Origin of the sequence: Pectobacterium araliae (assembly GCF_037076465.1) — a bacterium.
Lineage (GTDB): Bacteria > Pseudomonadota > Gammaproteobacteria > Enterobacterales > Enterobacteriaceae > Pectobacterium > Pectobacterium araliae.
Window position 1 is genome coordinate 2900668 of record NZ_AP028908.1, and the last position, 12493, is coordinate 2913160.

At 51.2% G+C, this 12493-nt stretch carries 12 protein-coding genes; 3 read left to right on the forward strand and 9 right to left on the reverse strand.

Annotated features, from left to right (window positions below):
* Positions 1 to 28: 28 nt before the first annotated feature.
* The 9 genes from AACH44_RS13160 to AACH44_RS13200 form a co-directional block, all read right to left on the reverse strand.
* Positions 29 to 1480: a PLP-dependent aminotransferase family protein gene (locus tag AACH44_RS13160; RefSeq protein WP_338659272.1), complete on the reverse strand. Its 1452-nt coding sequence runs from the start codon at positions 1478 to 1480 to the stop codon at positions 29 to 31.
* Entirely contained in the window at positions 1467 to 2189 is a 723-nt protein-coding gene (locus AACH44_RS13165) for a glutamine amidotransferase (RefSeq protein ID WP_338659273.1), read from the reverse strand. Before AACH44_RS13165 ends, AACH44_RS13160 begins: the two co-directional genes overlap by 14 nt.
* A gap of 104 nt (positions 2190 to 2293) precedes the next feature.
* Positions 2294 to 2746, reverse strand: a complete 453-nt coding sequence (locus AACH44_RS13170) for a hypothetical protein (RefSeq protein ID WP_261848011.1) — start codon at positions 2744 to 2746, stop codon at positions 2294 to 2296.
* Positions 2739 to 3644 (reverse strand): hypothetical protein, encoded by a 906-nt coding sequence (locus AACH44_RS13175; RefSeq protein ID WP_338659274.1) that lies wholly within the window; start codon positions 3642 to 3644, stop codon positions 2739 to 2741. Before AACH44_RS13175 ends, AACH44_RS13170 begins: the two co-directional genes overlap by 8 nt.
* Before the next feature lie 158 nt (positions 3645 to 3802).
* The gene (locus AACH44_RS13180; protein ID WP_338659275.1) at positions 3803 to 4279 is read right to left on the reverse strand and encodes a YlaC family protein; all 477 of its coding nucleotides are present in this window, start codon (positions 4277 to 4279) and stop codon (positions 3803 to 3805) included.
* A 181-nt stretch (positions 4280 to 4460) separates the two neighbouring features.
* Positions 4461 to 5090, reverse strand: coding sequence for an NAD(P)H-binding protein (locus AACH44_RS13185; RefSeq protein WP_261848009.1), 630 nt, complete (start codon positions 5088 to 5090; stop codon positions 4461 to 4463).
* Complete coding sequence (gene hutX, locus AACH44_RS13190) at positions 5087 to 5587, reverse strand: heme utilization cystosolic carrier protein HutX (protein WP_261848008.1); 501 nt, start codon at positions 5585 to 5587, stop codon at positions 5087 to 5089. The genes AACH44_RS13185 and hutX overlap by 4 nt, the downstream gene beginning before the upstream one ends.
* A 14-nt stretch (positions 5588 to 5601) precedes the next feature.
* Positions 5602 to 6915 (reverse strand): heme anaerobic degradation radical SAM methyltransferase ChuW/HutW, encoded by a 1314-nt coding sequence (hutW, locus tag AACH44_RS13195; RefSeq protein ID WP_338659276.1) that lies wholly within the window; start codon positions 6913 to 6915, stop codon positions 5602 to 5604.
* Between the two features lie 397 nt (positions 6916 to 7312).
* The gene (locus tag AACH44_RS13200; RefSeq protein WP_338659277.1) at positions 7313 to 8905 is read right to left on the reverse strand and encodes an ABC-F family ATPase; all 1593 of its coding nucleotides are present in this window, start codon (positions 8903 to 8905) and stop codon (positions 7313 to 7315) included.
* Positions 8906 to 9022: 117 nt separating this feature from the next.
* Here AACH44_RS13200 and AACH44_RS13205 point away from each other — a divergent pair, with 117 nt between their 5' ends.
* The 3 genes from AACH44_RS13205 to treB all read left to right on the forward strand — a co-directional run bounded on the left by AACH44_RS13205 (position 9023) and on the right by treB (position 12472).
* Positions 9023 to 9919: a PhzF family phenazine biosynthesis protein gene (locus AACH44_RS13205; protein ID WP_338659278.1), complete on the forward strand. Its 897-nt coding sequence runs from the start codon at positions 9023 to 9025 to the stop codon at positions 9917 to 9919.
* A 14-nt stretch (positions 9920 to 9933) separates the two neighbouring features.
* A complete protein-coding gene (locus AACH44_RS13210) occupies positions 9934 to 10479 on the forward strand; it encodes a GNAT family N-acetyltransferase (protein ID WP_338659279.1) in 546 nt (181 codons plus the stop codon).
* Between the two features lie 574 nt (positions 10480 to 11053).
* Positions 11054 to 12472, forward strand: coding sequence for a PTS trehalose transporter subunit IIBC (gene treB / locus AACH44_RS13215; RefSeq protein WP_261848003.1), 1419 nt, complete (start codon positions 11054 to 11056; stop codon positions 12470 to 12472).
* The last annotated feature ends 21 nt before the right edge of the window (positions 12473 to 12493 follow it).

Below are 12493 nucleotides of genomic sequence, written 5' to 3' on the forward strand. Positions count from 1 at the left end.
CAGAAAAGCGGCAAACATCTCCACACCTCTAAAGGGGTGATCGGGTCAGACGCTCGCCTATCTGCGCCCGAATCAGCGATGCTAAGACGATCACGCTTTGTTCACAGCGGTCGTCCCATTCGTAGGACGCGTTAAAGCGGAAATAGCGATCGAATTGGTCGCCGGTCGTGAACATTTTCCCCGGCGCAATGCTGACGCCCCGCGCCAGCGCACAGCGGTATAGCGCCGTGCTGCTGACACCTTCAGGCAACTCCAGCCAGAGAAAATAACCGCCTTGCGAATGATGAATGCGGACTTCACTGGGAAAGTGTCGGCATAGCGACTGTAATGCCGCATGTTTGCGTTGCTCCAGCGCCCGGCGCAGGCGGCGCAGGTGGCTGTCATAGCTGCTGGTCGCCAGATAATCCGCAATCGCCAGTTGCATCGGTGCGCTGGTTGATAAGGTACTCATTAACTGTAAACGCTGAAGATTTCCCGCATAGCCCCCCGCCGCCACCCAGCCAATGCGGAACCCTGCCACCAGATTTTTAGAAAACGAGGAGCAGTGCAGAATCGTCCCTGTTTTATCCAACGCTTTCGCGGGCAGCGGACGTTGCAGGCCAGTATATAGCTCGCTATAAACGTCATCCTCGACCAGCCCAACACCCTGTTTTTCCAGCATTGCCACCAGCCGCTGTTTCTTCTCCCAGGACAACGTGTAGCCGAGCGGATTATGGAAGTTGGTCATCAGCCAGCAGGCTTTGATCGGGTAGTCATTCAACGCCTGCTGCAACGCATCGAGATCGATGCCCTGCTGCGGATCGGTCGCGATCGCAATCGCTTTGAGTTTAAGGCGTTCAATCGCTTGTAGCGCGCCGTAAAATGCCGGAGATTCGATCGCCACGTAATCGCCCGGCTCCGTCAATACCTGAAGGCTGAGATTGAGAGACTCCATCGCCCCCGCCGTAATCACAATTTCATCGGGCGAGACGGCAATCCCCTGCAACGCGTAGCGCTGAGCGATGTTCTTCCTCAGATTCTCGTTACCCGGCGGCAAATTATCCAGCGCACTCTGTGGCTGCATATGACGCGCCACCGAGGCCAGTGAACGCGTTAACTGGCGCTGCGGAAAGAGTTGCGGATCGGGAAACGCCGATCCGAACGGCATCACCGCCGGATCTTTGCTGGCCTGAAGCACGTCAAAAATGAATGCGTTAACATCCACGTCTTCGGTCAACTGAACGCGTTCCTGCCCAACGGGCGAATGCAGGCTGTCTGCGGGTATTGGTTGCAGTTGCGGAGCGGCGTAGTACCCCGACTGCGGGCGCGACACAATTAGCCCCTGGCTTTCCAGCAGTTGATACGCATGCAGCACCGTCATCAGGCTCATGCCCGCATGCAGTGATTTTTCCCGCAGCGAGGGTAATTTGTCACCCGGTTGCCAGATCCCTTCCTGAAGTTGCTCACGAATCTGGTGAGCGAGCTGTTCAAACTTTGCCATAGCACTGTACAAAATCCAGCAGGATCTTGCGCGCCCAAACAGGCTCTTGCGTGATGTCCATCATCCTATCCACATCCCAACCGCCCTGTCGCAGCGCCGTTTCATTGTGGCGCAGGCACGTCCGCATGATGTCCGCGCTGAATTCCGGGTGGAACTGCACGGTCAAGACTTTATCGCTGTAGCGGATGATCTGGCAGCCGTCCATCTCTGAACTCGCCAGCACCTGCGCGCCTTCTGGCGCTTCCAGCACGGATTGCTGGTGGGTCAGGTAAGCGCCAAACTGCGGCGGATAGTCACGCAGTAAGGGATCTTGTGCCGCGGCTTCATGAGTTGTCACAATCTGAACGCCGACTTCCTTGCCGTTCGGGTTATCCCCTACTTTGCCGCCCAACGCATCGGCCAGCAACTGATGCCCATAACACACCCCCAGCAGCGGGACATCCGCATAATACGCTTCACGCAGCCAGCCAGCGGTGTATTCACTCCAGTCCAGCCGATCCGTAACCATCGACCACGAGCCAGAGATAATCACTGCCGCCAGCGTATCAAACGGCGGCAGCGATTCCCCAAGGTCGGGACGAACCACCTGCACCGGCTGCGTTTTCCCCTGTACCGCATCGGTAAACCACTTCCCCTGCTGCCCAACCTGAGACGCAATACCTTCCGGCGGTTGGCCCAGCTGAATCACCAGCAATACCTTTTCGCTCATCGTCCTGTTCTGCCCGTATTTGAAAAACCATCAACCTGAAAAACCACAAGAATGCGGCGCTCGCTGCTTATAACGAACGTATTTGAGGATCAAAGCCTGGCAAATCAGGAGGGAGATTTCCTCTTTGCTTCAACGCGCGAAGATAGCTCCTTAACCTTCAACCAGAACTGCGCAGAAGAGACAATTGTCCCCAGTGCATTGGCTAACGATTCTTGATCCCAACAATCTACCCTTTCTCCGAGATACTCAATTGTAAAAGGGTAACCATCGGTATGCTGTGCCCACATTGCAATCTCTGCAATCGCATCGTCATAGACGATACCTAGCTCTCCCGTTGAAAGAAGGTTTAACTCACTGCTGCCGTTATATTCTTCTATTAGTTCCCATTCAGAAAATATATCCTCTTGGGATATTCGACTTATTGTTAAATGCCCATCGGATTCGTTTTTTAACTCTTTATTTAGTGAACGGAAAACATCCCCAATATCCTTATGATTTTTTTCAACGAGAGAGGCAGACTCGCGCCCAGCCTTAATAAATTCTTTAAATTCAAACATTCATTGCCCCTTTTTTTCTGATACAGCCGATAACAGGCATGTGATCGAAATAATGCTTACTATCCAAAATAGCAGCACGCAATACATCCGTTAGCACAACACCTGTCGCCGCCTCATCCAGATACCACGGCCCCGTGCTGAGGAAATCCCCTGAGAAGATGATCTGATCGAAAGCTGACCAACCATTACGGTTCCCCGCTTTACTATAACAGGTTCCAAAATCATGTTGCTGTTCCTCAAACGAGAATGGCACCCGTGCCGAGAGCGTTTTCCAATAGGGATTATAGAGCCAATAATCGGGCTGGGAGAGTACCAATGCGCGATCGTTGGTTGCCGACAGGTTTTTAAATAGGCTGTGGGCATAAGGTTCATCGTTATAATCGCCCATTAAAATCACCTGCTTTTGGTCAGCAAGAAGAGACTCAACAAAACCTCTTAGCCCAATAGAGCATTTATTTCTAAAATCCTCGGCAATGGTTCTTAACTGACTTGGCCAGTGTGAAACCAGCATGTTTATTTCGCTGGGCGTTTCCGCTTTAAACGCTATTTTTAATTGTTGTGCAATTTTGAGCGACGAGCTGCCAATCCGACCAGTATGCGTCTTCCCTTGAGTGACCACGATGCGAGCTGAACGATAAAAATAGCCGATATCAAATTGGCCTCCGGTTAGCGTAATGTCATCCATAAATTCAGATGCAATATCGATGTCCTGAAGCCCTTCAACCAGTAATTGGAAAGAGGTTTGATTCACTTCACAAATCGCTAATAGATCAATGTGTTCATGAATAAAGAGATGTCTGATGATCTCAATAGCATCGGCGACGTTACCCCGATTTTGCCAATCTTTTATACCAGGAGGCGATATCGCACAGTTCCAAAAAGCAAAACGAAAACTCAATGTAATCAGCCTTGAGAGAGATAATCCTATACATTGAATTTAATCACAAATCGCTCTGCCATGGTAAGACGCGGGGGGAGATTTCGTGCCACTTCGCAGATTCAAAATATCATCTTGCCCAAAGTTCCAGCGATGCAATGAAAAGCAGAAAGAGCCTGCTAAATGGAAGGCTGCTGGCGGTAGGCCAGTGAGAAGACGTCGTAGAAATCAACGTCACCTTTCGTGCGTTGAATTTTTTCTATCCCGGCTTTCACAGCGGACGGCACCTGTTCGTTACGTAGCAACTTATCCAATGTATCCTGCGATACATGGCGGATCGTAAACCACTCGCCGTTATAGCAAACGCGGAGATCCAGGGTATCGATGTCCTCAAAGCGATAGGTCGGATTAATATCTATCGAGAGTGCCAGCGACATCACCAGCAGGAAGACGGTAAAACCGATCAGGTAGGGCAAACCAAAATAAGGGGCGTAAAACAGGATCATCGCGACTGGCACATAACTCACCAGCATCGCGGCAAACAAATAGGGATGTGACTGCATGAATTTGCGGCTAAAACGTATTTTATTATCGCGTTTTTCTTCCCGATTAATACGTTCGATCTCTTCAGTCAGAAGGCGTTTTACTTCATCCATCGTCATCACCATCATACGTATAAAAACTGTCATGCATTAACAAAAACACAACACGGCTGGCGTTGATTAGAACATAGCCATACAAGAGATAACAGATACAGTTTTCGACAGATTGACTATAACAGTTCATCTGATGCCGGAATGAGCTATCCCGGCAACATAGATGACGACATTGCGAGGATTACGGAATGGCAGGCATCGTGAGATCGGGATCGATCAGATTGTAAATCTGATTACCGAACACAGGTTGTTGCAGCAGTTTATCAACCGCCAGCGCCACATCCCAGCGTGACACCAATCCCAGTGTGGCCGCACCTTGTGTCAGTTGCGCATTGTGCGTTGCGACCACATCCAACAGACCACCAGGACGAACAATACAGTGATCCAACGTACTGCTTTGTAACCAACTTTCTGCCAGCGATTTCTCACGCACTGCGAAACCAAACGCGGCTCTGGCACGTGCCGACAACTGCGCCCAACTATCGCCACAGCCCAGCGAGGTCACCAGTAGCATACGCTTGATACCCGCCAGTTCTGCACCGTCGATCACCGTCCGGTGACCCTGATAATTTACCGTGCCGCCACCCATCGTCGATACCACAATGGCGGACGACCCAGCTACACGACAGGCTTCCGCGACCGTTTCCGGGTCACAGGCATCGCCTTCTACTACCGTCATCCCCTGTTCACGCCAGTGTTTGGCCTGCTCAGGGTTGCGTAATACCAGTACTACCGCCTGCTCGCACTCAATAGCTCGCTGTAATAAGCAGGCGCCGACCCCATTGCCTGCGCCAAAAAGTAACCATGTCATACCTGCTCCGGTTGTAATTCACTCGCCAGCGCATGGAACGCCTCAACCTGAGCGCTCAGCAACTGGCGGTGGCTGTCTCGTCCAAGGAAGATTTTAAACATCGCCGCACCACTGGCATTAAAGAACACCACAGAGGCTGTGTCCATCCCCATGAACTTACGTTCAATAAACGCAATGTGCTGACAGCTCGTCGCACGGATATGTCCGCTCAGGCCATTTTTGCCACGTAAATTAAAATAACCGTGACGATGCGTACCGGTGGGTAGCTCGCTCTTAAACTCCAGAATCGCATCCGCCGTGTGACTAATTAGCGTCACTTCACCCCAGGTCGCAATCGTGTCCCACACCCGATCGAACCGATCGCCCGTCGCCAGCGTACGCTGAGCCACAGGCAGCGCCTCAACGACGGCAAACAACGAGGTATTATATTTTCCGGCAATCTCTTCCAATGTGCCATCAGGGTTGGTTGCCAGTAATTCATTCAGCGTCATGGTCATCGTTGCGTCTCCGGTTAGTGCGCATGCTCTTCGGCATTAAGTTGAGGAATAATTTGTTGTAATGCCTGCATCAGATTATTCGCCCAGAAGCGGCCATCGTTAGTCAGGCGCAGGCAGGTGGAATCGTCACAGGTCAACCCGGCCTGATGCCACTGGCTCAGCAAGGGCTGAAGTTCACGGGCATGCTGGGTAAGCTGCGGCAGTTTGATACGACCGACCTCAATGCCCGCCTGAAGCTGATGCTGCCACGGCCCAGTAGAACTGGCTGGCGTCATCATCATGATCGGTTTTTGCCCCTGTTCGATCTGCTGATAATAACGCTCCAGACTGCGCTCCATCATGTAGGCTTGCCCGTTTAAATTGCCGCCAGCACCGCTTCCCATCGCCAGACAGTCCGCACCTTGCTTAATCAACAGGTTGTACAAATTACGTTCACGCGTGGTGCGCGCCCAGTGGCTGTTACTAAGCTGGTGCCAGCCTGCATCGGCGAGAAACGCCGCCCCCGTCCGGTAGAAATCACGTCGGGCGACGACATCAGGCAGTGCAACACGCTGGTTTTCGGCCGCTTTCGCCAGCGGTGTTGTCGGTAACAGATTAAGCGCATACAGATCGACACCATCTAGCGGCAAATCGCTGACGATCGCCAAATCTTCACGCCAGATTTCCGGCGTTTGTCCCGGCAGGCCAAACATCAGGTCGCAGACGACTGCCGCCCTGTCGCGTTCACACAGTCGCTCAAGGAAGCGAATTGACTGCTGTTTATCTGAGGTGCGTGCCATCCGCTGACGAATTCGGGTATCAAACGTCTGAATCCCGATGGAGAAGCGGTTCGCCCCCGCATCCAGGCAGGCATCGATCCGCTCATCATCAAAATCCATCGCTCGCCCTTCTACCGTGATTTCACAGTCTGGTGCCAGCGGCAGAGAGGTTCGGATCGCCCGAATAATCTGCGACAGTTCATTCGCTGCCAGCGCCGTTGGCGTACCGCCACCAAAGTAAACCGCATGAATCGGCGCAGACTGATGCAGCGGGCTGTCCGCTTCCATCGCCAATTCCTGCAACAGATAGCGCGTATAGGTCGCCGTGCTGTCATCACGCAGTTTGTTCTGGTAAAAGCCGCAGAACGTGCAGTGCGTAGCACAGAAAGGAATATGCAGATAGAGCAGACGCTTACGAGCAGGCAATGTTTGCTGCTTCAGCGCCTGCCAACCGGCCGGAATCTGTTCTGGTGAGAGTGGCACATGGTTGCGCCAAGGCATTGCCATACGTCGGGCACCAAAAGGCTGCTCACCGGGCTCGGCATAATACGGCGTCAAATCGATGTTCATTAACGGCCCCCCAAATAATCAATAAAATAAATTAAATGATAATTATTTTTATTTGGCAACGTGGCGACAGCGTAAATGAATGTGCTGAATTTAAGTGCGACAAAATAGCGACATGGATTAACAAACTGTTTGCTTTTATGCAAACTGAAAGCCCTGCAAAAAAAATCACACTGCTGTGTTATTTCAGATAGTTAGGGTACATCCGTCTTTTCTTTTTTAACAAGTACGAAAAAAATACCGCGTTTATTAAAGTTCGTTAATTTGGGTGATAAGCAGGCAGGATCGGTGAATATTTCAGCGCTATGGCATGAGTAAAAAAGATAAGTAGAGAAGAGAAAGAAAAACTCAAAATAGCCGACCTTCAGCCATTGTGTAGATCTGAAGGTCGGTATATGACTTACTGAATACCCTGACTGCGCAGGTAATCTTCATAGTTGCCGGTGAAGTCGATCACTTTATTTGGCGTAATTTCCAGAATACGAGTCGCCAACGAGCTGACAAATTCACGGTCATGAGAGACAAACAGCAGCGTCCCTTCATACATTTCCAGCGCCATATTCAGCGATTCAATGGATTCCATATCAAGGTGGTTGGTCGGTTCATCCATCACCAGAATATTCGGACGCTGCATCATTAGCTTACCGAACAGCATGCGACCTTTTTCACCACCGGATAACACCTTCACTTTCTTCTTGATATCGTCCTGGCTGAACAGCAAACGACCGAGTACGCTGCGCACGGCTTGCTCGTCGTCTTTTTCCTGTTTCCACTGACTCATCCAGTCAAAAACGGTCAGCGTCTCATCGAATTCGTATTCGTGATCCTGCGCGTAGTAGCCAATTTTTGAGTTTTCAGACCATTTCACGGTGCCGCTATCCGGCTCGAAATCACCGACCAGCGTTTTCAGCAATGTCGATTTACCGATACCATTGGCACCCAAAATAGCGACTTTTTCACCCACTTCAACCATCAGACCCAGCTTGCTAAACAGCGGGCCGTTATCAAAACCTTTGCTCAACGCTTCCACTTCCAGCGCATTACGGAACAGCTTCTTATCCTGATCAAAACGGATAAACGGGTTTTGACGGCTGGACGCTTTCACTTCATCCAACTGGATTTTGTCGATCTGGCGCGCACGCGATGTCGCCTGCTTGGATTTAGAGGCGTTGGCGCTAAAGCGGCTGACGAACGATTGCAGTTCGGAAATCTGCGCTTTTTTCTTGGCGTTATCGGACAGTAAACGCTCACGAGCCTGCGTCGCTGCCGTCATGTATTCATCATAGTTACCGGGATAAATACGCAGCTCGCCGTAGTCCAGATCTGCCATGTGCGTACAGACCATGTTCAGGAAGTGACGGTCATGCGAGATGATGATCATGGTGCTGTTACGTTCATTCAGCACCTGCTCCAACCAACGAATAGTATCGATATCCAGGTTGTTGGTTGGCTCGTCGAGTAGCAGGATATCGGGATCGGCAAACAGCGCCTGCGCCAACAGGACACGCAGTTTCCAACCGGGCGCAATTTCACTCATCAAGCCATAGTGCTGCTCAACGGGAATCCCCACGCCCAGCAACAACTCGCCCGCGCGTGATTCTGCGCTGTAACCATCCATCTCACCGTATTGCACTTCAAGATCGGCGACTTTATAGCCGTCGGCTTCGCTCATTTCAGCCAATGAATAGATACGGTCACGCTCTTCTTTTACCGCCCACAGCTCGCCGTGACCCATGATAACGGTATCCAGCACGCTGTATTTTTCGAACGCGAACTGATCCTGACGCAGTTTACCCAGACGTTCATTAGGATCGAGGAAGACGTTACCGCCGCTCGACACCAGATCGCCGCCGAGAATCTTCATAAAGGTGGATTTGCCGCAGCCATTCGCGCCAATCAAACCGTAACGGTTGCCGCCGCCAAATTTAACGGAAATGTTTTCAAACAACGGCTTGCTGCCGAACTGCATGGTGATATTGTTGGTACTTAACACAGCACTTATACTCGAGTCGGAATGTGATTTGGCGCGCATTATGCCACAAGCGCGCGCCAGGATCGCGGTTAGTTTTGAGTAATATTTAAGCGATGGCGCATACAGGAGAGAAATGCGATGTCTATAGTACGTCGTTTCAAACAGGTCGACGTTTTCACCCAGCAGCCTTTCAAGGGCAATCCGCTTGCCGTGGTTATGGAGGCAAAGGGATTAACCGATGCGCAAATGCAGGATATCGCGCGTTGGACAAACCTGTCAGAAACCACGTTTGTCCTGCCCGCTACCGATCCCTTGGCGGATTACCACGTCCGTATTTTTACGCCAGAATCGGAGATGCCTTTTGCCGGACACCCCACGCTAGGCACCGCACATGCCATGCTGGAAGGAGGATTGTGCCCTAAATCTCTAGGTCAATTGGTGCAGCAATGCGGCGTTGGCTTAGTACCGATCAACATCGGTGATGATGGGAGTCTGGCGTTTCACGCACCACAGGCCACTATCGTTCCGTTTGATGATGAACACACACCGCTGCTGGAAAAAACGCTGGGCATAACCGACCTTGGTACTGCCAGCATCGATAAGCACTATCCTCCCACCGCCGTACATATGGGCATTCGCTGGCTCGTGATTCGGGTAGACAGTGCCGACACCTGTCTTAGCATCATACCGAATGCAGAAGCGCTCGCCGTCGTACAGAACCTCAGCCAGACCAACGGCATCGCCATCTATGGCCCGTACGATAACGCGATGCCCGCCGATTATGAAGTTCGCGCGTTCTATATTGAACGCGGCCATCTCAAAGAAGATCCGGTCACAGGCAGCGCTAACGCCTGCCTGGCTGCACTGCTTCGTCAGCAGCACTCCACCAATAACGTCACCGCGCCACTCAGCTACCTTGCTCGACAGGGCACCATGCTGCACTGCGATGGCCGCATTACCGTGACGTACCTGAACGATGAGCCGTGGATCGGTGGGCATAGCGTCACAATCGTTGACGGGACATTGCAGTATTAACAGGGAGAGAGTTTATGGAAACGTTATCTATAGATGCGCTGTACGAATTAAAGCATCTGCCCCATCTACGCCTAACAATACAGGAAGAGCGCGATGCCGATGTGCTCTTCACCCTGATCCAACAGGAAAAATCGCGGCTGCGGCGAACATTGCCTTGGCCAGATTCCGTCAAGACCGTTGATGACACACGTGAAACCATTCGCGGCAACAGAAAGGAATTCTTCGCCAAAACAGCCGCCGTATATGTCATCCGCTGGGACGACATGCTAGCTGGCATCGTTTCCTTCAATACGATTCAGGATAAAGAAGGTGTCATCGGGTATTGGATCGCAGAAGCATTTGAAGGTAAGGGCATCGTTTCTCAAGCCGTTAGTACACTGATAGCAGCCTATGCCGATGCAAGCCTCATTGAGCGCTGTATCATCAAAGCGTCAACCGCCAACACGCGCAGCAACGCCGTCGCCCAACGGCTTGGTTTCCGTTTTCATCACACGGAAAAAAACGCCGAGAAGATCGGCGAACAGTGGTTCGATCACAAGATTTATCACTATTCCACCTGACATGACCTCGTATTGTCTTCCCTCACCTGATTCGCTGCTCTATCGGGCGCGCATCAGGTTCTTTTCGCTCTGCGGTGCATTCCATTTGCCAATTCGTTATATTTTTGTGACCAACATCACAAAAATGTTGAAATCCAATTTCATCTCCGCTACCATTAAAAACGTGATGAACATCACATTTAATTAACCCGTTAGAGGAGTCTGAAAATGGCTATGTTTAGTAAAATCACCAAATTCTTTAAAAGAATGGGAGATGTTTATGTCAGCTATTGTGAACGTATTGGGTCAATCATCAGCCCGTTCTGATTGTGATGTAAACAATCTCTAAAGCCGCCTTCTATCAGGCGGCTTTTGTTTTTCTTACGCCGCTATTCCCGTTAATCTTCCTTTCCTTTTTGTCTACCCGCACAGCACAGATTTGTGCAGCATGCCGCATGCCTGAACATTCTCTTTTAAAAACAGCCCAATGCATTTCTCTCTCACAGCAAAGTCACCATTAACAGACTATGCTTTTCTGTAGCTGTACTTGCTTCGCGTCCCCGACGTCTGCGCTAAAAGATAAAAAGGACTGACTATGAGTAAAGTGAAACAACAGGATATTGACCGTCTGATCGAATTGGTCGGCGGGCGTGAGAACATCGCGGCCGTTACGCACTGTATCACTCGCCTTCGCTTCGTCTTGCACGATGCTTCCAAAGCGCATCCCAAAAACATTGAAGAAATGCGAATGGTGAAAGGCTGCTTCACGAATGCCGGACAATTTCAGGTCGTGATCGGCACTGAGGTCGACGAGTATTACAAGGCGCTGCTCGCTACCACGGGCAAAGGTGAAATCAATAAGGAAGAAGCCAAAGTCGCCGCCCGCCAGAATATGAGCTGGTTCGAGCGCAGCATTTCACATTTTGCCGAGATCTTTTTTCCACTGCTTCCCGCACTCATCAGCGGAGGCTTGATCCTCGGGGCGCGTAACGTTATCGGCGATATCCCGATGCGAGACGGGCAAACGCTGGTACAGCTCTACCCAATCTGGCAAACCGCCTATGATTTCCTCTGGTTATTGGGGGAAGCCATCTTTTTCTATCTCCCCGTAGCCGTTTGTTGGTCAACCGTGCGTAAAATGGGTGGCACGCCCATCCTCGGTATTGTGCTAGGTATCACGCTGGTATCACCGCAGTTAATGAATGCCTACCTCATCGGTCAACAAACGCCAGAGGTGTGGAATTTTGGCTGGTTCACGATTGAGAAGATAGGTTATCAGGCGCAGGTTATCCCTTCCGTATTAGCTGGGATGGCGTTGGCACTGATCGAAACTCGGCTGAAAAAAATCGTACCGGATTACCTCTATCTGGTGGTCGTGCCCGTAACATCGCTCATTTTGGCCGTTTTCCTGGCACACACGTTAATTGGTCCGTTTGGTCGCATGATTGGCGATGGCGTTGCCTGGGCCGTTAAGGCAGTCATGACAGGCAGTTTTGCTCCCGTTGGCGCCGCGCTGTTTGGGTTCCTGTATGCGCCGCTGGTCATCACGGGCGTGCATCAAACCACGCTGGCGATTGATATGCAGATGATTCAAAGTATGGGCGGCACGCCGGTCTGGCCACTGATTGCGCTGTCCAATATTGCACAAGCTTCGGCCGTCGTCGGGGTAATTCTCATCAGCCGGAAAGCCAACGAACGAGAAATTTCTGTCCCCGCGGCAATCTCTGCTTTTCTTGGCGTGTCCGAGCCTGCCATGTACGGAATTAACCTGAAATACCGCTTTCCGATGCTATGCGCCATGATCGGTTCCGCTGCCGCTGCGCTTATTTGCGGCCTCTACGGCGTAACCGCAAATGGCATCGGCGTGGGAGGACTTCCGGGCATCCTCTCTATCAAGCCACAATTTTGGGGGATCTTTGCCCTCGCCATGCTGGTCGCTGCCGTGATTCCAATTGTACTGACGTCGCTGGTCTATAAGCGCAAAATCAACAATGGCACGCTAGATCCCGAATAACCGTCCCACTCCCTATTCAGC